This window comes from Streptomyces chrestomyceticus JCM 4735, from assembly GCF_003865135.1.
GTDB classification, from domain to species: Bacteria; Actinomycetota; Actinomycetes; order Streptomycetales; family Streptomycetaceae; genus Streptomyces; species Streptomyces chrestomyceticus.
In genome coordinates, this window is the sequence record NZ_BHZC01000001.1 from 7,363,135 (window position 1) to 7,384,344 (window position 21,210).

Sequence of the window (21,210 nt, forward strand, 5' to 3'; positions counted from 1 at the left end):
ACGGGGGCGGCACCATGAGGAGATCACCCGTTCTTGGGGTGGGGTTTTCCGCAGGGCGCGGCGGCCGGGCGAGGGGAGGCCGTCGCGGGGCGGGCCCGGGACCTCGTAAGGTCGTATCCGTGTTGGAGGAGATGCGGATCAGGTCCCTGGGCGTCATTGACGATGCCGTCGTCGAGCTGTCGCCGGGTTTCACGGCGGTGACCGGCGAGACGGGCGCGGGCAAGACCATGGTCGTCACCAGCCTCGGGCTGCTGCTCGGCGGGCGCGCCGACCCCGCCCTGGTGCGGATCGGAGCCAAATCGGCGGTCGTGGAGGGCCGCATAACGGTGGGCCCGGCGGCACCGGCCGCGGTGCGCGCCGAGGAGGCGGGCGCCGAGCTGGACGACGGGACGCTGCTGATCAGCCGCACGGTCTCCGCCGAGGGCCGCTCGCGCGCCCACGTCGGCGGCCGTTCCGTCCCGGTCGGGCTGCTGGGCGAGTTGGCGGACGACCTGGTGGCCGTGCACGGCCAGACCGACCAGCAGGGCCTTTTGCGCCCGGCCCGGCAGCGGCAGGCACTGGACCGCTACGCGGGCGACGCGGTGTCCGTACCGCTCGCCAAGTACACCGCCGCGTACCGGCGGCTGCGCGCCGTCGCCGCCGAACTGGACGAGCTGACCACCCGGGCCCGCGAACGGGCCCAGGAGGCCGACCTGCTGCGCTTCGGCCTGGAGGAGATCGCCGGAGTCGAACCGCAGCCGGACGAGGACAGCGAGCTGGCCGCCGAGGCCGAACGGCTCGGCCACGCCGAGGCGCTGGCGTCGGCCGCGTCGGCCGCGCACGCCGCGCTCGCCGGAAACCCCGAGGACCTGGAGGCCGTCGACGCCAGCACCCTGGTCGCGGGCGCGCACCGGGCGCTGGACGCCGTACGCAGCCACGACCCGGCACTGTCCGCGCTCACCGAGCGGCTGGGCGAGATCGGCATCCTGATGGCCGACGTGGCCGGCGAACTGGCCAGCTATGCGGACGGACTGGACGCGGACCCGCTGCGGCTGGCCGCCGTCGAGGAGCGCCGGGCCGCGCTCACGCACCTGACGCGCAAGTACGGCGCGGACATCGCCGCCGTGCTGGCCTGGGCCGAGGAGAGCTCGGCCCGTCTCGCCGAGCTGGACGGCGACGACGACCGGATCGGCGAACTGGCGGCGGAGCGCGACGCGCTCCGCGCGGAACTGGGTGAGCTGGCGCAGGCGTTGACCGACGCCCGGGAGGCGTCGGCGAAGCGATTCGCCGACGCGGTGACGGCCGAGCTGGCCGAGCTGGCCATGCCGCACGCCCGGGTCAGCGTCCAGATCAGCCAGACGGAGCTGCCGGAGACCGCCGACGAGAGCGACGGCGTCGAGGTCGGCGGCCGTACGGTGGCCTACGGCCCCACCGGCGCCGACGAGGTGGAACTCCTCCTGGCCCCGCACCCCGGCACGCCGCCCCGTCCCATCGCCAAGGGCGCCTCGGGCGGTGAACTGTCCCGGGTGATGCTCGCGGTCGAGGTGGTCTTCGCCGGTTCCGACCCCGTACCGACGTATTTGTTCGACGAGGTGGACGCGGGCGTCGGCGGCAAGGCCGCCGTGGAGGTCGGCCGCCGCCTGGCCCGCCTGGCCCGGTCGGCCCAGGTCGTGGTCGTCACCCACCTCCCGCAGGTGGCGGCCTTCGCCGACCGGCAGCTTCTCGTGGAGAAGACCCACGACGGTTCGGTGACCCGCAGCGGTGTCACGGTCCTGGAGGGCGAGGACCGGGTGCGCGAACTCTCCCGGATGCTCGCCGGGCAGGAGGACTCCGAGACGGCGCGGGCGCACGCGGAGGAACTTCTGGAGACGGCCCGCGCGGGACGCTGAGGCGGGGGCGGAGGGCCGACGGTCGGGGCCGGAGGCGGGGCCGGCCGGCCCCGAGCGGTACGGGCCCACCGGCCCCACGAACACCACACCACCCGGCCGCCCTACGCTGCCGATCATGATCGAAACGTTGCGCAAGACCCTGCCGTTCGCCGTCGCGGCAGGTGCCACCCGGACCGTGTACGGACAGGTGCGGCGCCGGCCGCCCGGTGGGCGCGGACGCTGGGAGCGTACGAACCACGCGGGCCGCACGGTCGACCTGTACAGCGGGCCCGCCACCGTGGCGGGCACCGCGCTCGCCGCCGTGACCGCGCCGGGGCTGTCCGCCCGTACGCGCACGGCGGCGGCGCTGGCCGTCCTGGTGGCCGGGGGCTGTGGTACGTATGACGACCTCGCCAGAGCGGGGGACCCCCGGCGCGGCTTCCGGGCCCACCTGTCGGCCCTGTGCGAGGGGGAGTTGACCAGCGGCGCGGTGAAGCTGTTCGGGATCGGCGCGGCGGGGCTGGCCGCCGGTGCGCTGCTCAAGGAACGGCCGCTGGACAAGGTGCTCGCCGGGGTGGTGATCGCGGGTGCCGCGCACGCCGTGAACCTGGTGGACGTACGGCCGGGCCGGGCGGCGCTGGCCACGCTCGCCGCGGCGACGCCGGGGCTGCTGCGGCGCGGCCCTGCGGGAGCCCTGGCCGCGGCGCCTGCGGGGGCCGTGGCGGCGGTCCTCGCGGACGACCTGGGGGAGCGCGCCATGATCGGTGACGCGGGCGCCCATGCCCTGGGCGCCGGACTCGGGCTCGCCGTCGCCGCCGGGTGCGGCCGCGCGGGGCTGGCCGTGCACGCCGCCGCCCTGGTCGGCGCCGCGGTGGCCGGTGACCGGTCCGGGCGGGCGGCCGCGCCCGGCGGCGCGTAACGGCGGGAGCCCGTGCCAGGTCACTGCCGCTGGGCCGACGGAGTGGGTGGTTTGTCGCCCATATGGGTGGTCAGGTGGGTGTATGGGCGATGTGTGCCCTTGGAACGGCTCGTCGGCGGTCCCGGATCGACGGCGCGGGCTGGCATCCTGGGGGCGCAGCGCGTAGAGCTGCGCGACCGCGCCCCCGTACCGGGGCCTGCCCCGGGCGGAGCCGGCCGCCGCGGCGCGCCGCCCGGCCCGCCACCGACCCCAGGAGCCCCGCCCACGTGACCAGCACCCCGGCCCCGCCGCACGGACCGTCGCCGCTGCGCACGGTCCAGGTGCTGGGCCGTGGCAGCGCGGGCAGCGCCGCCCATGTGCGGTCGCTGGCCGCCGGACTGGTGGCGCGCGGGGTCCGGGTGACGGTGTGCGCCCCGCCCGACGCCGAGGACACGTACGACTACACGGACGCGGGCGCGCGGTTCGTACCGGTACCGCCGCGCGCCGACCCGGCCGGCGTGACGTCGCTGCGGGCCGCCTGCGGGGACGCCGACCTCGTGCACGCGCACGGCCTGCGGGCGGGCCTGCACGCCGCGTTGGCCCTCCAGGGCCCGCGGGGCCGCCGCGTCCCCCTCGTGGTCACCTGGCACACCAAGGCGCACACGGACGGGCCGCGCGCCCGCCTGGTCCAACTGCTGGAACGCCGGGTGGCGCGGGCCGCCGCGGTCGTCCTGGGCGCGTGCTCGGACCTGGTGGACCGGGCACGCGAACGCGGCGCCCGGGACGCGCGCCTGGCCCCCGTCGCCATCCCTGCGCCCCGGACGGGCGGCCGCCCGCTGACGGCGGAGGACCGCCCCGCCCACAAGCAGCGCGCCGAACTGGGCGCCGTGGACCGCCCCTTGATCCTCGTCGTCGGCCGCCTGGAGACGCACCAGGGGCACGACGTCCTGCTGGACGCGGCGCACGCCTGGTGCGCCCTGGACCCGCAGCCGATGGTCGCGGTGGCGGGGGAGGGCGGGCAGCGCGAGACGCTCCAGCGGCGTATCGACGCCGGGCAACTGCCGGTACGTCTGCTCGGCCGCCGCGACGACGTGCCCGAACTCCTCGCCGCCGCCGACCTCCTGGTGCTGCCCAGCCGCTGGGAGGCCCGCTCGCTGATCGCCCAGGAGGCGCTGCGGGCCGGCGTCCCGCTGGTGGCCACCGATGTCGGCGGCACCCGCGAACTGGTCGGCCACGCCGCCGAACTGGTCCCGTACGGCGACGCGGCGGCCCTCGCCCGTACCGTCCTGGGCCTGCTGGCCGACCCTGCCCGCCGGGACACGCTCGCCGCCGCCGGACGCGCGCAGGCCGCGGGCTGGCCGACCGAGGACGCCACGGTCGCACAGGTGCTGAGCGTGTACGACGAGCTGATGCAGCGGCGGGAGTGCTGAGCGGCCGGGCCGGACTGCCGCGGGCCGGGCCGCCAGGGGTCGGGCTCCGGAAACCGGGGCGCCCCCGCAGGCCGGCGGTGGGTAGAGTCGCCCGGCACCCCGCGCGATCTTCATCTCGCCCGCGACCAGGCACACCCCGTACGACAGGAGGCCGCTGTGACGGCTGCGCTTCTCGGCTTCGCGCTCTTCGCCCTGCTGGTGACGATGGCCCCCGGGCCGGACACCCTGCTGGTGCTCCGCAACTGCCTGCGCGGCGGCAGACGCGCCGGGGCCGCCTCCGCGCTCGGCTCCGCCGCGGGCTCGCTGGCCTGGGCCGTCGCCGCCGCGGCGGGCCTGGCGGCCGCGCTGCAACGCTGGGACGCCGCCTTCATGGCCGTACGGATGGTGGGCGCGGCCTATCTGGTCTTCCTGGGCGCCCAGGCCCTGTGGACGTACCGGAGGGTGGCCGCCGATGCCGCGGGCCCGGTGGGGGAGGGCGGCGGCAAGGACATGACAGGCCCCACGGATGCCTCGGACACCACGGTGGTCCGGTCGGCGCACGCGTTCCGGCAGGGCCTCTACAGTTGCCTGCTCAACCCCAAGGTCGGCATCTTCTTCGTCGCGGTCGTCCCCCAATTCCTGCCCCGGGACCACTCGGTGCTGGGAGTGACCCTGCTCTTCGGCGTGATCGACGCGGTGATCGCGGCGGGCTGGCTGCTGCTGGTGGCGGTGGGCGCCGGGCGGCTGCTCCGCTGGCTGCGGCGGCCCCGGGTGCACCGCAATCTGGAGCGCGGTACCGGCGGCGTCCTGCTGGCCCTGGGCGTCGGCACGGCAGTCGAGACGCTGCGGGCGTGAGCGGGCACCGTCCTGAGGGCGCACAGTCCTGGGGGCCCCTCAAAGGCTCCCCTTGGGGGCGCCCTCACCCCCGTTCCGTATGCCTCCTGGCCCGTAGAGCCAGCCGCAGCCCGAGGACCGTCTGCGGGTCGTCCAGATCGGTGCCCAGCAACTGGGCGATGCGGGCCAGCCGGTCGTAGAGCGTCTGCCGGTTGACGTTCAGGTCGCGTGCCGTCTCCGCCTTGCGGCCCGCGCTGGCCAGGTACGCCTCCAGGGTCGGCAGCAGCGGCTGGCGGGCGGACCGGTCGTGGACGAGCAGCGGGCCGACGGCACGGTCCACGAAGTCCGTCAGCACGCCCTGTTCGCCGTGTTCGCGCATCCGCCACAGCAGCAGCTCGATGTCCAGCCGGCGCGCGTCGTGCCAGGGCTGCTCCGGCAGGCCCTGCGCGGCGGCGGCAGCCTCCGTCGCGTGCCGCAGCCCGGGGCCCGCAGCCGGCCAGTCGCCCGCCGTACCGACCACGACCACCGGGCGCCGCGCCGCCGGGGAGTCCGCCCCGGCCCGTTCGACGCCCGTACGCAGGGCCTCGGCCACCCGGTCGGCGACGGCCGTACGGTCCTGGCCCGCGCGCAGCGCGACGAGCAGCGGCACCCGGCCCTCCACGGGACGTACGCCCAGCAGGACGGGCACGCCCAGCGCGGCCAGCTCCTCCCGCAAAGCGCGGGCCAGCACGGCCCAACTGCCCGGCGCGGGCAGTTGGGCGGGCAGCCGCATGACCACGGGAAGGATCGGTTCGCCGCCCGGCCGGAACCCCAGCAGACGGGCCTGCGCCGGGGCCTCGCCCGCGGTGATCCGGCCCTCCGCCAGATCGGCCAGGAAGTCACCGCGGCCGCGCGCGGCCAGCACCTCCTCCTGCCGGGACTGGAGCATCACGACGGCGAGCAGGTCGGCGGCGCGCTCGGCGGCGATCCGGTGCACCGGCGCTACGGGCGCGTTGACGGGCAGCAGGACCAGGCGGGCGCGTACGGCGTCGGGGCCGGGCCCGCCGCCGGGCACGTCCACCCGCAGCCCGGTCTCCCGCAGCCCCTCCCACGCTTGGAGGGGATCGGCGTCCGCGGCCCCGCCGTCGTCCGGGCCCGCCGCGTACAGGGGGCTGCCGTCGGGTGCCTCCAGGCAGAGCGGGTTGCCGGTGAAGGCGGCCAGCCGCCGTAGCACCTCGGGGGCGCCGCCGCCGCGCAGCAGCACGTCCGTACAACTGCGCAGGAGTTCGTCGGCCTGCCGCAGCAGCAGGTAGTGGCTGTTGACCAGCTCGGTGTGGATCTCTTCGGTGACGGTGACGTACGGGACCTCGCGGTGCAGTTGCACCAGCGGCAGGCCGCAGGCTCGCGCGCTGTCGACGACGGCGGACGGCAGCGCCTCGAAGCGGGAGCCCAGCTCCACGACGAGGGCGGCGATCTCCCGGTCGGCCAGCTCGCGGACGAAGGCGCGCTGCTCGGAGGGGCGGGTGCCCAGCCCGAGGCCGGTGGTCAGCAGCAGCTCGCCGCCCTTGAGCAGGGAGGCGATGTGCGGCACCTCGCCCGCGTGCACCCAGCGGACGGCGCGGTCGAGACGGTCCTCGCCCGCCAGCACCTCGGGCAGCCCGCGCCGCAGCGCGGGCAGCTCCAGCGCCCTGCGTACCGTGATCACCGCTTCGACTTCCGCTTCCGGCCCCATGGCGGGGAACGCTACCCGCAGTCCGCTATCCGGACGTACCGGGACGGGGCGCCGCCCCTAGGGATCGGCCTCCGTCCCGCCCCTCACCCCGACTCCCTGACCACCAACCGCGCGGGCGTGACCACCGGAGCCGGCTCTACCGGCTCACCCGACCCGACCGGGCTACCCCCGTCCGCCGCCATCCGCCGCAGCAGCAGCCGTGCCATCAGCCGGCCCATCTCCTCCACGTCCTGGCGCACCGTGGTCAGCGGCGGGTCCGTCCACGCCGCGGGGTCCAGGTCGTCGTACCCCACCACACCGACGTCCTCCGGCACCCGGCGGCCGTGTGCCCGCAGGGTCCGCAGCGCTCCGGAGGCCATCAGGTCGGAGCAGACGAAGACGCCGTCCAGGTCCGGCGCGGCGGCCAGCAGCCGGGCCATGGCGCGCTCGCCGCCCTGGGCGGTGAAGCCGCCGTCGGCGATCAGCCGGGGGTCGGCTTCGGCGGGGGCCAGCGCGTCGCGGTAGCCGTCCAGGCGGTCCTGGGCGGAGGTCTGGTCGAGCGGCCCGGTGATCACGGCGATCCGGCGGCGGCCGCGGTCACGGAGGTGGCGTACCGCCTGCCGGGCGCCGTCGCGGTTGTCGGTGTCGACGTACAGCGGGCCCGGACCGTCTCCGGTGTCCGCCCAGCCGGGGCGGCCGCCGTAGACGGTGGGCAGGCCGGACGCCTCGGCCATCGCGGGCAGCGGGTCGTCGCGGTGCAGCGAGAACATCAGGACGCCGTCGGCGTGTCCGGCGGCCAGGTAGCGGCCGACGCGGTCGCAGTCGGCGCGGGTCTCCTGGAGGAGCAGCAGGAGCTGGATGTCGGCGGCCGACAGTTCCCGGCTGATGCCGCGCAGTTGGCGGCCGAAGAACGGGTCGGCGAAGATCCGGGACTCCGGTTCGGCGATCACCACGGCGACCGCGCCGGTGCGGCGGGTCACCAGGGAGCGGGCCGCGCTGTTCGGTACGTAGCCGAGGTCGGCGACCGCGCGCCGGACCCGGTCCCGTACCTCGCCGCGGACCCCGGCGCCGCCGTTGACCACGCGGGAGACCGTGGCGCGCGAGACGCCGGCCCGTGCGGCGACCGCTTCCAGCGTCGGACGCCCACCTTTTGCTGCATGCACCATTCAACCCCCGTAGCTGAATTCGGGCCAACTCGTTGGTCCATGCCAAGCCTTGACGGCTCGGCGGGAAGTCGGCACTGTGTGCCCCAACGCGGCATGAGAGCGCTCTCACATTGTCTCAGGCCGCGCGTGAACACGGAACTCCTCATCACCCCACGTCGCCGAGGAGCTATGTCATGAACATGAAAATACCGGTACGGAAGCGGGCCCGGGCCAGAACCGCGGCACTGCTCGGCGCGCTCGGCGCCGCCTTCGCCCTCGTCCTCGCCTGGCCACCCGCCCTGCCCACCGCTTCGGCCGGCGCACCGGCCGCCGCGTACAAGGAAGTGTGGCGCACCGACTTCAACGGCGCGGCGGGTTCCCGCCCGTCCGCCAACGACTGGATCATCGACACCGGCAAGGGCTACCCGGGCGGCCCCGCCAACTGGGGCACCGGCGAGCGCCAGACCTACACCGACCGCCCCGAGAACCTCAAGCTCGACGGCGCGGGCCACCTGAAGATCACCGCCCTCAAGAACGGCGCCAACTGGACCTCGGGCCGCATTGAGACCCGCCGTACCGACTTCGCCGCCCCGGCCCGCGGCAAGCTGCGCATCGAGGCGCGCGTCCAGATGCCGGACATCTCCGGCGACGCGGCGCTCGGTTACTGGCCCGCGTTCTGGACGCTCGGCGCGGAGTTCCGCGGCAACTACTGGAACTGGCCCGGCATCGGCGAGTTCGACATCATGGAGAACGTCAACGGCGCCAACCGCGTCTGGGGCGTGCTGCACTGCGGCGTCAACCCCGGCGGCCCCTGCAACGAGGCGCAGGGCATCGGCAATTCCCGCGTCTGCCCCGGCGCCGCCTGCCAGGCCGGTTTCCACACCTACGCCCTGGAACTGGACCGCACCGGATCGACCGAGTACCTCCACTGGTCCGTCGACGGGCAGCGTTTCCACACCGTCAGCTCCGCCCAGATGGACGCCGCGACCTGGGCCAGAGCAACCCACCACGGCCACTTCCTCCTGATCAACCTCGCGATGGGCGGCGCCTTCCCCGACGCCGTCGCGGGCCGGGCCACCCCCACCGACGCGACACGCCCCGGCGCCTCACTCCTCGTCGACCACGTGTCCGTCTCCGTACAGCAAGGAGCCACCGCATGATCTCCCGTCGCACCCTGATCGGCGGCATCGCCGCGACCGCCGCCGCCGGAGCCGGCGCGGGCCTGCTCGCCCGTACCGCCGGTGCCGCGCCGGCCGGCGCCACCGCGGCCGGACTGCCGCTGCACGTCGTCAACCGCACGGGCCGCTACGCCAATTCGGCTGTCTGGATCTACATCGTCGGCAACGTCGGCGGCCAGCAGGTACGGGTCACTCCCCAAGGTGACATCAAGCCCATATCCCTCGGCGACAACCGCCCGGACGGCTTCACCGACTACGCCATGCCGCTCGCCGCGAACGGCAGCACCACCCTGCGCATCCCGAAGATGTCCGGCCGTATCTACGCGTCGCTCGGCTCCAAGCTCAAGTTCAAGGCCGTGAAGGACGGCAACGGCAACCCCGCGCTGGCCTACCCCGCGGGCTGGGTGTCCGGCGACCCCAACTACCCGATCGTGCACGATTGCGCGGAGTTCACGTACGACGGGGCCGGCATGCACTGCAACACCACGTCGGTCGACATGTTCAGCGTCCCGATGTCCATCCGCCTCGTCGGTGCCCGGGACCAGACGGCCGGGGCCCTCAAGGCCGGTGCCCGCTCCCGCATCTTCTCCGAGATCGGCCGTACGCCGGGCTTCGGCAAGCTCGTCGTCGGCGACAAGCGCGTCATCGCCCCCAGCCACGGCCTGGACGCCGGACTGTTCGACCGGAACTACCTCGCGCCGTACATCGACCGTTCCTGGAACGCGTACACGTCCAAGGACCTGAAGGTCACGACCAACAGGGGCACCTTCACCGGCCGGGTCAGCGGCGGCCAGTTCACTTTCCACGGCCCCGCCCAGTTCTCCATCGCCAAGCCCTCCACCCGCGACGTGCTCTTCTGCCACGGCACCTTGCAGGCCCCCAACGACGGACTGCGGGGCCCCGTCGCCGCGGTCCTCGGCGCCGCCCTCAACCGCGCCACCCTCGCCGACCACGCGGCCCAGCCCACCACCGACGCGGGCACCTTCTACAAGGGACAGCTCGCCAACCACTACGCGCGCGTCCTGCACGCCGAGGCCGCCGACGGCAAGGCGTACGGTTTCGCCTTCGACGACGTGGCCAACTTCGCCTCGTACATCGAGGACGGCGCGCCGCGCGAGATGACCCTCACGCTGACGGCCTTCTGAGCCCCCCGGAAGCGCCAGACGCCCGGAAACAGGCCGAGGGGCCACGGCACCGCTGCCGTGGCCCCTCGGCCGTCCGTGTCCTGCGTCAGCCGCCGTACGCGCCGCTGGCCGTCAGCCGCAGCGCCGTGTCGATCAGCGGGACGTGGCTGAACGCCTGCGGGAAGTTGCCCACCTGGCGCTGGAGCCGGGAGTCCCACTCCTCGGCCAGCAGGCCCAGGTCGTTGCGGAGCGCCAGCAGCTTCTCGAACAGGATCCGGGCCTCCTCGACCCGCCCGATCATCGCCAGGTCGTCGGCCAGCCAGAACGAGCACGCCAGGAACGCGCCCTCGTCGCCCTCCAGGCCGTCCACGCCCGCGTCGTCGCCCGAGGTCGGGTAGCGCAGGATGAAGCCGTCCTCGGTGCCCAGCTCGCGCTGGATGGCCTCGATGGTGCCGATCACCCGCTTGTCGTCCGGCGGCAGGAAGCCCATCTGCGGGATCAGCAGCAGCGAGGCGTCCAGCTCCTTGGAGCCGTAGGACTGCGTGAAGGTGTTGCGCTCCTTGTCGTAACCCTTCTCGCACACCTCCCGGTGGATCGTCTCGCGCAGTTGCTTCCAGCGGTCCAGCGGGCCGTCCACGTCACCGGACTCGATCAGCTTGATCGTGCGGTCCACCGCGACCCAGGTCATCACCTTGGAGTGCACGAAGTGGCGGCGCGGGCCGCGCACCTCCCAGATGCCCTCGTCCGGCTCGTCCCAGTGCTTCTCCACCCACTGGATCAGCTTGAGCTGGAGCAGCGAGGCGTAGTCGTTGCGGGCCAGGCCGGTGTTGTGCGCCAGGTGCAGCGCCTCGGTGACCTCGCCGTACACGTCGAGCTGGAGCTGTCCGGCGGCGCCGTTGCCGACCCGGACCGGCCGCGAGTTCTCGTAGCCGGTCAGCCAGGTCAGCTCGTTCTCGCCCAGCTCCCGCTCGCCCGCGATCCCGTACATGATCTGCAGGTTCTCCGGGTCGCCGGCCACCGCGCGCAGCAGCCACTCGCGCCAGGCGCGGGCCTCCTCGCGGTAGCCGGTGCGCAGCAGCGAGGACAGGGTGATCGCCGCGTCGCGCAGCCAGGTGAAGCGGTAGTCCCAGTTGCGGGAGCCGCCGATGTCCTCGGGCAGCGAGGTGGTGGGCGCCGCGACGATGCCGCCGGTCGGCGCGTACGTGAGCGCCTTCAGCGTGATCAGCGAGCGGACCACCGCGTCCCGGTACGGGCCGTGGTACGTGCAGTGGTCGACCCACTCGCGCCAGAAGTCCTCGGTGGCCTCCAGCGCCGCCTCCGGCTCCGGCACGTGCGGCGGGCGGCTGTGCGAGGGCTGCCAACTGATCGTGAAGGCGATCCGCTCGCCCGGGCCGACCGTGAAGTCCGCGTAGGTCGTCAGGTCCTTGCCGTAGGTCTCGGCGTCCGTGTCCAGCCACACCGAGTCGGGCCCGGCGACGGCGACCGTACGCTCGTCGATCTTGTGGACCCATGGCACCACCCAGCCGTAGGAGAACCGCATGCGCAGCGCCGAACGCATCGGCACCCGCCCGCTGACGCCCTCCACGATCCGGATGAGCTGCGGTGTCGCGTCCTCGCGCGGCGGCATGAAGTCGATGACGCGCACGGTGCCGCGTGGGGTGTCCCACTCGGACTCCAGGACGAGCGAGTCGCCCCGGTAGCGGCGTCGGTCGGCGGGCAGTGGCCCGCCTTCGGGGCTGTGCGCGGGCCCCAGCCGCCAGAAACCGTTTTCTTCCGTGCCCAGCAGTCCTGCGAAGACCGCGGGTGAGTCGAAGCGGGGCAGGCACAGCCAATCCACCGTGCCGTCCCGGCACACAAGAGCGGCGGTCTGCATATCGCCGATGAGTGCGTAGTCCTCGATGCGCCCGGCCACGTGCATCTCCCGTCGAACTGGAGTGACGCCCCCCATGGGACGTGTGATCTTGTCCGTCCTGCCCATGAAACTCCGCCGAGCAGCGAGTCCGGAAATCGGGCGGGGGTGGTGCCTTGCCGGACGGCCCGTGGCGAGTGTCCGAGCAGGATACGACGCACGGCAGTGATCCGCTTGCCGCTGCGGTGAGACAGCACTGCGCCGAACGGGTGGCCTGGGTCACGCGCGGCGCCGCGCGCCCCGCGGGAGAGGGCCGTACGTGTGCGCCGTGAGCGTGGCCGGGCGCGACCATGCCCGGTCGCTGATAGCCTGGTACCCCGTGGACCGAGGGGCCCGGCGCCGAGTCGCAGGCACCCCCGACCGCAGCGAAGGCACCCCTGAAAACCGCAGGGCGTGGCTGATTCGCACCTCTTCACCACGCGACCACGGGAGCCCCCTCTTGGCCATGCCGCCCAAATCTTCGACGACCAAGCACCTCTTCGTCACCGGGGGCGTCGCCTCCTCGCTCGGCAAGGGCCTGACCGCCTCCAGCCTGGGCGCGCTGCTCAAGGCGCGGGGCCTGCGGGTCACGATGCAGAAGCTCGACCCGTACCTGAACGTCGACCCCGGCACCATGAACCCGTTCCAGCACGGTGAGGTGTTCGTCACCAACGACGGCGCCGAGACCGACCTGGACATCGGCCACTACGAGCGCTTCCTGGACGTCGACCTCGACGGCTCCGCGAACGTCACCACCGGCCAGGTCTACAACACCGTGATCGCCAAGGAGCGGCGCGGCGAGTACCTGGGCGACACCGTGCAGGTCATCCCGCACATCACCAACGAGATCAAGCACCGCATCCGCCGGCTGGCCCACGAGGACGTCGACGTCGTCATCACCGAGGTCGGCGGCACGGTCGGCGACATCGAGTCGCTGCCGTTCCTGGAGACCGTCCGGCAGGTCCGCCACGAGGTCGGCCGCGACAACGTCTTCGTCGTGCACATCTCGCTGCTGCCCTACATCGGCCCCTCCGGCGAGCTGAAGACCAAGCCGACCCAGCACTCGGTCGCGGCGCTGCGCAACATCGGCATCCAGCCGGACGCCATCGTGCTGCGCGCCGACCGCGAGGTGCCCACCGCCATCAAGCGCAAGATCTCGCTGATGTGCGACGTGGACGAGGCCGCCGTCATCGCCTGCCCGGACGCCCCGTCCATCTACGACATCCCCAAGGTCGTGCACGCCGAGGGCCTGGACGCGTACGTCGTGCGCAAGCTGGACCTGCCGTTCCGCGACGTGGACTGGACCGTCTGGGCCGACCTGCTGGACCGGGTGCACAACCCGGACCACGAGGTGAAGGTCGCGCTGGTCGGCAAGTACATCGACCTGCCCGACGCCTACCTGTCGGTCACCGAGGCGCTGCGCGCCGGCGGCTTCGCCAACAAGGCCCGCGTCAAGATCAAGTGGGTCACCTCCGACGACTGCAAGACCCCGGCCGGGGCCAGGCAGCAGCTCGCCGACTGCGACGCGGTCTGCGTCCCCGGCGGCTTCGGCGACCGCGGCGTGGACGGCAAGGTCGGCGCCATCACCTACGCCCGCGAGAACAAGCTGCCGCTGCTCGGCCTCTGCCTGGGCCTGCAGTGCGTGGTCATCGAGGCGGCCCGCAACCTGGCCGGCATCGAGGGCGCGAACTCCACCGAGTTCGACCCGGCCGCCGCCGACCCGGTCATCTCCACCATGGCCGAGCAGATGGACATCGTCGCCGGCGAGGGCGACATGGGCGGCACCATGCGGCTGGGCATGTACCCGGCCAAGCTGGCCGAGGGCTCGATCGTGCGCGAGGTCTACGACGACCAGCCGTACGTCGAGGAGCGCCACCGCCACCGCTACGAGGTCAACAACGCCTACCGCGGTGAGCTGGAGAAGAAGGCCGGCCTGCTGTTCTCCGGCACCTCCCCGGACAACAAGCTGGTCGAGTACGTCGAGTACCCGCGCGAGGTGCACCCCTACCTGGTCGCCACCCAGGCGCACCCGGAGCTGCGCTCCCGCCCGACCCGCCCGCACCCGCTCTTCGCGGGCCTGGTGAAGGCGGCCGTCGAGCGCAAGACCGGCGCCGCCGCCGGTGCCAAGAAGGGCGCCAAGGGCTGATCCCGCCGGCGGCCGGCCCCTCGCGTGAGGCACGTGGGGGATCGGCCGCCGTTGGGTACGGTTGACCGGGGTACCTGGCCTTTCACGGCCGGGTGCCCCGGTCGACTGCTTTGCGGAAGGACGTACATGGCCATCCAGGACAGCCCGGAAGCGTGGCGGGTCACCGCCACCGCGACGCCGTTCACCGGCAAGAAGACCAGCATGCGTACGGACGAGGTCGTCATGCCGGACGGCTCCACGGCCACCCGCGACTACCAGGTCCACCCCGGCTCGGTGGCCGTCGTCGCGCTCGACGAGGAGGACCGGGTACTGGTCCTGCGTCAGTACCGCCACCCCGTGCGGCACAAGCTCTGGGAGGTCCCGGCCGGACTGCTGGACGTCCCCGGCGAGAACCCGCTGCACGCCGTCCAGCGCGAGCTGTACGAGGAGGCCCACGTCAAGGCCGAGGACTGGCGGGTGCTGGCGGACGTCTACACCACCCCCGGCGGCTGCGACGAGGCCGTACGGATCTTCCTGGCCCGCGATCTGTCCGAGGCCGAGGGCGAGCGCTTCGAAGTCTCCGAGGAGGAGGCCGACATGGAGCTGGCGCGGGTACCGGTCGCCGACCTGGTACGCGGCGCGCTCGCCGGCGAACTGCACAACAACTGCCTGGTGGTCGGCGTGCTCGCGCTGGCCGCCGCCCGCGCGGGTGACGGACTGGACGCGCTGCGCCCGGCCGACGCGCCGTGGCCGGCCCGCCCGTTCGAAGCCTGAGCGCCGCCGTTCCGGCCCGTACGCGCCCGCGGTCCGATGATGTGCTGATCCGGACGGGTGACTCAACCGTCGCGCTCCACCGGGCGTGTGACGGGCCGTGAACTACGCTCGACGGCGTTCCCGTCCGCGACCGCGGCGGGCTCGTAAGCGCAGGTGGACGGGAGCGTGACCCGTGGCGGATCAGGCGGTGGGCGGGGGACGCGTCCCGCCGGGGAAGGCGGGCGGGCCCGCGACGGCGGCACGGCAGCGGCCGGGACCGGACCCGGACGGCACGGCCGTGGACTCCGCCGCCGACCGCGCCGCCCCCGGCCGGGGTACGGCCGGGGGCACCGCCGCGGCCGGACCGGGCAGCCGCAGGCCCGCCGCCCGCCGGACCGTGCCGCCCGCCGCCACCGCGGCCGGCGGCTTCATCGGCCGCCGCCGCGAACTGAAGTCCCTCCGCGCCGACATCGCCCGTACGGGCCTGGACACCCTCTCCGGCCGCCGGGGCGCCCGCAGCCGCGTCCTGCTGATCGCCGGGCGTCCCGGCTCCGGCCGCAGCGCCCTCGCCGCCGAACTGGCCCGGCAGCTCGCCGACGACTACCCCGACGGTGTCCTGCGCGCCACCCTGAGCACCCCGGGCGGTGGCCCCGTACCCCTCGACCTCGTCGCCCGCGACCTGCTCACCGCGCTCGGCGCCCCGGTCAAGCCCGGCGCCGCCGAAGACGAGCTGACCGAGGCGCTGCGCGCCGCCCTCGCCGAACGCCGCGCCCTGCTCCTGCTGGACGACGCGGCCGGTGCCGAGCAGGTCGAACCGCTGCTGCCGGACGCCGCCGGCTGCCTCGTCGTCGCCGTCTCCGAAGGCCCGCTCACCGGCATCACCGACGTACGGCCCTGCACCCTGGGCGGCCTGGACAACGCGTCCGCCGTCGAACTGCTCAGCCGGTACGCGGGGCCCACCCGCATCACCGTCGACCCGCGCTCCGCCGACGCCGTCGCCGAGGAGTGCGGCGGCCGTCCCGCCGCGCTCGTCCTGGCGGGCGGCTGGCTCGCCGGGCACCCCAAGAACTCCGTCGCCGACCTCCTCCAGGCGCTGCGGGACGTACCCGAGCAGGCCGACGAACCGGCCGGCGGCCGCCCCATGGCCCGCGCCTTCCGCCTCGTCTACGCCACCCTGCCGCCGGTCGCCGCCCGCACCCTGCGGCTGCTCACCCTCGCCCCGGCCGGACTGGTGGACGCGCACATCGCCTCCGCCCTGGCCGGCTGCTCGGTCGCCGCGGCCGAGGCGGCGCTCCAGGACTTCGCCGCCCGGGGGCTGCTGCGGCCGGTGGAGGACGCGGAACCGCAGCCGTCCGGGCCCGGGGCCCCGGCCGCCGGGAGCGCCGGCCTCCAGGCGCAGTACCGGATGCCCGGCTGCCTGGTCCAGCTCGTCCGCGCCGCGCTGCACGAGAAGGAACGGCCCGCCGAGATCCAGCTCGCCCGGGCCCGGATGCTGGAACGCACCGTACGGCTGCTCCAGTCCTGCCGGGCCCTCGGCGAACCCGCCGGGTCACCGGCCCGGCAGAAGGTGGCCGGCCTGCCGCGCTCGCTGCGCTTCGCGTCCGCCGCCTCCGCCGCCGCCTGGTTGCGCAGCCGCCGGCCCGCCCTGCTGGAGGCGGCCCGGATCGCCGTCGAGGAAGGCGAGCTGGACACCCTGGACCGGCGGCTGATGGCCGCGATCGTGCGCACCCTGATCGCCCACCAGGGCGCCGAGGCCGCCGCGCCCGACCTCTACGGGCTGCACGGCCTGGTCCTGGAGGTCGCCGAGCGGCGCGGCCTGGCGCGGGAGCGGGCCGCGGCGCTGCTCAACCTCGGCGACCTGGACGCGCAGGCCGGGCGGACCGCGGACGCGATGGCCCGTTACCGGGGCGCGCTGACCGCGGCACGCGAGGTCAGGGACCCCATCGCGACCGTACGGGCGCTGGAGTCGCTGGGCGGTACGTACACGGAGCTGGGGGACTGGCAGCGGGCCGCCGACTGGTACGGGCGGGCGCTGGAACTGCGGATGACCCGCGGCGAGAACGCGGACGGGGCCCGGCTGCACGGCCGGATCGGCGCGGTGCTGACGTATGCGGCGCGGTGGGGCGAGGCCCTCAAGGAGTGGCGGGCCGCCTACGGCGCGTACCGGCGGCTCGGCGACGTGGCGGGTCAGGCGCGGGCGCTCGGCGAGGCGGCGCGGGTGCAGGAGTACGCGGGCCGCCCCGAGGAGTCGCTGCGGACCTGCACCGCGGCCCTCGCGCTGGCCGCCGAGGCCAAGGACGGGCGGCTGGAGGCGGCGCTCCAGTTGCGGATCGCGGACACCCTCGACCGGCTCGGCGACCCGGCAGCCGCAAGGCTGCACCGGGGTCTGGGGGAACGTCTCCTCTCAGATCACCCACAGTGACCTACGAAATCGGTGGTGTTCCTCTCAGTAACAGATGCTTTGCAAGGCTAGACAACTCGGAATCCTTAAATAGACTGGCCGGGCCGCGGACACCGCGGTCAGTCCCGGCATGCCTGGCATGCATGGATTTCCTCCTGCAAGCTCTCTTACAAGGACCGTGATCGACGTGAAGGTCGGCATCCCCCGCGAGGTCAAGAACAACGAGTTCCGGGTGGCGATCACGCCCGCCGGTGTGCACGAGCTGGTCCGCCACGGCCACCAGGTCGTCATCGAGAAGGACGCCGGCCTCGGATCGGCCATCCCGAACGAGGAGTACGTCGCGGCCGGCGCCGAGATCCTCGACACCGCCGACGAGGTCTGGGCCGCCGCGGACCTGCTGCTGAAGGTCAAGGAGCCGATCGCGGAGGAGTACCACCGTCTCCGCAAGGACCAGACCCTCTTCACCTACCTCCACCTGGCCGCCTCCCGCGAGTGCACCGACGCCCTCCTGGAGTCCGGCACCACCGCCATCGCCTACGAGACGGTGGAGACCCCGGGCCGCCAGCTCCCGCTGCTCGCCCCGATGTCCGAGGTCGCGGGCCGCATCGCCCCGCAGGTCGGCGCCTACCACCTGATGCGCCAGGCCGGCGGCCGCGGCGTGCTCCCGGGCGGCGTCCCCGGCGTGGCCGCGGGCAAGGCCGTCGTCATCGGCGGCGGCGTCTCCGGCTGGAACGCCGTGCAGATCGCCGTGGGCCTCGGCTTCCACGTCACCCTGCTCGACAAGGACATCAACAAGCTGCGCGAGGCGGACCGTATCTTCGGCACCAAGGTGCAGACGATCGTCTCCAACGCCTACGAGCTGGAGAAGGCCGTCGTCGAGGCCGACCTCGTCGTCGGCGCGGTCCTCATCCCGGGCGCCAAGGCCCCGAAGCTGGTCACCAACGAGCTGGTCGCCAAGATGAAGCCCGGAAGTGTCCTTGTCGACATCGCGATCGACCAGGGCGGCTGCTTCGAGGACTCCAGGCCCACCACCCACGCCGAGCCGACCTTCCAGGTCCACAACTCGGTCTTCTACTGCGTGGCCAACATGCCGGGCGCGGTGCCCAGCACCTCCACGTACGCCCTGACCAACGCCACGCTGCCCTACATCGTGTCGCTGGCGAACAACGGCTGGGTCGAGGCGTTGCGCCGCGACGCCGCCCTGGCCAAGGGCCTGAACACGCACGACGGCAAGGTCGTCTACGGTCCGGTCGCCGAGGCGCACGGCCTGGAGGCCACCGACCTGGCGACGCTTCTCGGCTGAGGCGTCAATAGCGCGCGTCAATGACGCTCTGCCGGCCGGGCCTTGTCCACAGGGCCCGGCCGCGGCCGTTCGCCGACACGCCGCGCGCCCGGAACGGCACGGGCGGACCCCAACTCGCCGAGAACGTAACCCTTTAACCGATTCGCACACCCTCGAAACCTTGGGCTTGTGCGGCCTGCACCCTTGACATCGGCATGTTCGATTGCCGACACATCGGGCCGGGTCCGGCGGATTGTGTTGCTGCGAACGCCCGACACGCCATAGAGTCGCCAACCGTCGGCATAGTGCCACGCTGACCTATCGATAAGTTTCCTGGTCACATCCAAGGAGGTAAGACGACTTGTGAATGAGTCGACATTTACTCCCGGAGGTGGTCGACCAGGAGCGGTTGCACGGGGCCAGGGTCCCTCGGGGCTCCAGGCTGTCGGCTCCGTCGCTGTCCACACCTTCGCGACCCAACAGAGCCCCACGACGACAGCCCACCAGAGCATGGACGGCCATCACGTGAACGCCATGGCCGGCGACCGGGGCGGCTCAGATCCCACCCGGCTCGCCGACTACGACGACCTGCCCGAGGGGCACTTCTACGACCCGGACGCGGAGTACGAGCCGGACCCCGAATACGCGGCCACGCTCGCGCCGGACGCCGCCCGTCAGCGCCGCGAACGTGTCGGCCCCACCGGGCGCCCCCTTCCCTACTTCCCGATCCCAGGACCGTTGACGGACCACGGCCCCGCCAAAATCATCGCGATGTGCAACCAGAAAGGCGGGGTGGGCAAGACCACCTCGACCATCAACCTGGGTGCCGCGCTCGCCGAATACGGCCGACGGGTGCTGCTCGTCGACTTCGACCCGCAGGGCGCGCTGTCCGTCGGGCTCGGAGTCAACCCGATGGAACTGGACCTGACGGTCTACAACCTGCTCATGGAGCGGGGCATGTCGGCCGACGAGGTGCTGCTGAAGACCGCGGTCCCCAACATGGACCTGCTGCCCAGCAATATCGATTTGTCAGCCGCCGAGGTCCAGTTGGTCAGCGAGGTCGCGCGCGAGTCGACGCTGCAGCGCGCGCTGAAGCCGCTGATGGCCGACTACGACTACATCGTCATCGACTGCCAGCCCTCGCTCGGTCTGCTCACCGTCAACGCGCTGACGGCGGCTCACAAGGTCATCGTGCCGCTGGAGTGCGAGTTCTTCGCGCTGCGTGGTGTGGCGCTGCTCACCGAGACGATCGAGAAGGTCCAGGAACGGCTCAACCCCGACCTGGAGCTCGACGGCATCCTGGCGACGATGTACGACTCGCGCACCGTCCACAGCCGTGAGGTTCTCGCGCGCGTCGTCGAGGCGTTCGACGACCACGTGTACCACACGGTCATCGGCCGTACCGTGCGCTTCCCGGAGACCACCGTCGCGGGTGAGCCGATCACCACGTACGCGTCCAACTCCGTCGGTGCCGCCGCCTATCGTCAGTTGGCCAGGGAGGTGCTCGCCCGGTGTCACGCCGAGTGAGTCTGCCCGGAGCCGACGAATTGTTCCGCACGACCGGGGGGTCGGGGCTGCAGTCCCCGGCGCCCCGCAAGTCCAACGGCCCGGCGAATGGCGTCCCGGCGAGTGGCGTCCCGGCGGGCAACGGGGAGACGGCGCGGGTGCCGGCGCCTGGCGGTGAGCCGGGGGCGGGGGCCGGCGAGGAAACGACCCCGCGGCGGGCCGAGCCGGATTCCGGGCCGGAGGGCCCGGCGGTCGAGCACGCGGGCCGTGGCGCGGAGGCGGATGCCCCGAAGGGACGCCGTCGTCAGGACGCGGAAGCCGCGGCGTCGCAGCCGGCCGGGTCCTCGCGTCGGCGGGGCCGTGGGGCGAATCGGCGGCCGAGTGGCCGTGAGCGGCACGACGAGAAGATCACGGTGTACGTGTCCGCCGAGGAGCTGATGGATCTGGAGCACGCGCGACTGGTTCTCCGTGGCGAGCACGGGCTCGCGGTCGATCGTGGGCGGATCGTCCGCGAGGCGGTGGCGGTGGTTCTGGCGGACCTGGAGTCGCGGGGGGATGCGAGCATTCTGGTTCGGCGGTTGCGGGGGCGCTGAGGCGGCCTTTGGCCGCCGAGGTCCGGGGTGCCCTCTGCGCTGCGCGCGAGGATGTGTGCCGACGGGCGGCTCGCATTGCGTGCGTTGTGGGGCGGGGGCGCGCAGGGGGCCAACTCCTCGGCACCGTGCACCGCGACGTGACTTTATTTCGGTGACGCAGACACCCGGCTGCCTGCGGGGATGGCCCCCTACGCGCCCCCTCGGGCCGGTTTGGCGAGCCGAGGTCGGTGGGGGGAAGTTTTCGATGACGCAGGAGGGCGCCTTACGTGGGGGGTGAGGCTCACGGGGTGGTGGCGGTACGGCAGGCCCCTCCCCGGCGATGAGACGCGCACGTCGGGCTGGCCTACGCTGACGCGGCTCCGCCGCGCCACCGGGCGCTGACGCGCCAGAGGGCGGGGTGCTGAGGCGCCCGCGCCGCTGGGGTGCTCGGCTCATGAGAGACCCCAGCCCGATCGCGCCGATAGCCGCCCGACGGCCGGGGCTCGGGGTCCCGCAGGGGTCTCCCCGCAGGCAGCCGGGCCTCTGCGTTGCCGAATC

15 protein-coding genes are annotated in these 21,210 nt (G+C 73.6%); 12 read left to right on the plus strand and 3 right to left on the minus strand.

Going from position 1 to position 21,210, the window contains the following annotated elements; genetic code table 11:
* Positions 1-131 precede the first annotated feature (131 nt).
* The 4 genes from recN to EJG53_RS32250 all read left to right on the plus strand — a co-directional run bounded on the left by recN (position 132) and on the right by EJG53_RS32250 (position 5,009).
* Positions 132-1,868: a DNA repair protein RecN gene (gene recN / locus EJG53_RS32235; protein WP_125049735.1), complete on the plus strand. Its 1,737-nt coding sequence runs from the start codon at positions 132-134 to the stop codon at positions 1,866-1,868.
* A gap of 115 nt (positions 1,869-1,983) precedes the next feature.
* Entirely contained in the window at positions 1,984-2,766 is a 783-nt protein-coding gene (locus tag EJG53_RS32240; protein ID WP_125047892.1) for a hypothetical protein, read from the plus strand.
* 266 nt (positions 2,767-3,032) lie between these two features.
* The gene (locus tag EJG53_RS32245) at positions 3,033-4,175 is read left to right on the plus strand and encodes a glycosyltransferase family 4 protein (protein WP_125047893.1); all 1,143 of its coding nucleotides are present in this window, start codon (positions 3,033-3,035) and stop codon (positions 4,173-4,175) included.
* A gap of 156 nt (positions 4,176-4,331) precedes the next feature.
* A complete protein-coding gene (locus tag EJG53_RS32250) occupies positions 4,332-5,009 on the plus strand; it encodes a LysE family translocator (protein ID WP_125047894.1) in 678 nt (225 codons plus the stop codon).
* A gap of 64 nt (positions 5,010-5,073) precedes the next feature.
* Here EJG53_RS32250 and EJG53_RS32255 read toward each other — a convergent pair whose 3' ends face one another.
* Together EJG53_RS32255 and EJG53_RS32260 are read right to left on the minus strand one after the other, a co-directional pair.
* Entirely contained in the window at positions 5,074-6,699 is a 1,626-nt protein-coding gene (locus EJG53_RS32255; RefSeq protein WP_125047895.1) for a PucR family transcriptional regulator, read from the minus strand.
* Between the two features lie 83 nt (positions 6,700-6,782).
* Positions 6,783-7,844: a LacI family DNA-binding transcriptional regulator gene (locus EJG53_RS32260; RefSeq protein ID WP_125047896.1), complete on the minus strand. Its 1,062-nt coding sequence runs from the start codon at positions 7,842-7,844 to the stop codon at positions 6,783-6,785.
* A 173-nt stretch (positions 7,845-8,017) separates the two neighbouring features.
* Between EJG53_RS32260 and EJG53_RS32265 the strand changes: the two genes are divergently transcribed.
* Together EJG53_RS32265 and EJG53_RS32270 are read left to right on the plus strand one after the other, a co-directional pair.
* Positions 8,018-8,983 (plus strand): glycoside hydrolase family 16 protein, encoded by a 966-nt coding sequence (locus EJG53_RS32265; RefSeq protein ID WP_125047897.1) that lies wholly within the window; start codon positions 8,018-8,020, stop codon positions 8,981-8,983.
* Positions 8,980-10,146, plus strand: a complete 1,167-nt coding sequence (locus EJG53_RS32270) for a beta-1,3-glucanase family protein (RefSeq protein WP_125047898.1) — start codon at positions 8,980-8,982, stop codon at positions 10,144-10,146. The genes EJG53_RS32265 and EJG53_RS32270 overlap by 4 nt, the downstream gene beginning before the upstream one ends.
* A gap of 85 nt (positions 10,147-10,231) precedes the next feature.
* Here the strand turns inward: EJG53_RS32270 and EJG53_RS32275 are convergent, their stop codons facing one another.
* Positions 10,232-12,043 carry a glycoside hydrolase family 15 protein gene (locus EJG53_RS32275; RefSeq protein WP_125049736.1) on the minus strand — a complete coding sequence of 604 codons (1,812 nt, stop codon included), beginning with the start codon at positions 12,041-12,043 and terminating at the stop codon, positions 10,232-10,234.
* A gap of 436 nt (positions 12,044-12,479) precedes the next feature.
* On the opposite strand from EJG53_RS32275, the gene EJG53_RS32280 reads away from it, so the two are divergent.
* The 6 genes from EJG53_RS32280 (at position 12,480) to EJG53_RS32305 (ending at position 20,673) form a co-directional block, all read left to right on the plus strand.
* Complete coding sequence (locus EJG53_RS32280; RefSeq protein ID WP_125047899.1) at positions 12,480-14,159, plus strand: CTP synthase; 1,680 nt, start codon at positions 12,480-12,482, stop codon at positions 14,157-14,159.
* Between the two features lie 126 nt (positions 14,160-14,285).
* Positions 14,286-14,912: an NUDIX domain-containing protein gene (locus EJG53_RS32285; RefSeq protein ID WP_125047900.1), complete on the plus strand. Its 627-nt coding sequence runs from the start codon at positions 14,286-14,288 to the stop codon at positions 14,910-14,912.
* A 172-nt stretch (positions 14,913-15,084) separates the two neighbouring features.
* Entirely contained in the window at positions 15,085-17,313 is a 2,229-nt protein-coding gene (locus EJG53_RS32290; RefSeq protein WP_371858751.1) for a tetratricopeptide repeat protein, read from the plus strand.
* Positions 17,314-17,479: 166 nt separating this feature from the next.
* Positions 17,480-18,595: an alanine dehydrogenase gene (gene ald, locus EJG53_RS32295; protein ID WP_032928116.1), complete on the plus strand. Its 1,116-nt coding sequence runs from the start codon at positions 17,480-17,482 to the stop codon at positions 18,593-18,595.
* A gap of 489 nt (positions 18,596-19,084) precedes the next feature.
* Positions 19,085-20,101 (plus strand): ParA family protein, encoded by a 1,017-nt coding sequence (locus EJG53_RS32300; RefSeq protein WP_030019435.1) that lies wholly within the window; start codon positions 19,085-19,087, stop codon positions 20,099-20,101.
* On the plus strand, positions 20,086-20,673 hold the full coding sequence (locus EJG53_RS32305) for a hypothetical protein (protein ID WP_174856489.1): 588 nt from the start codon (positions 20,086-20,088) through the stop codon (positions 20,671-20,673). Before EJG53_RS32300 ends, EJG53_RS32305 begins: the two co-directional genes overlap by 16 nt.
* The last annotated feature ends 537 nt before the right edge of the window (positions 20,674-21,210 follow it).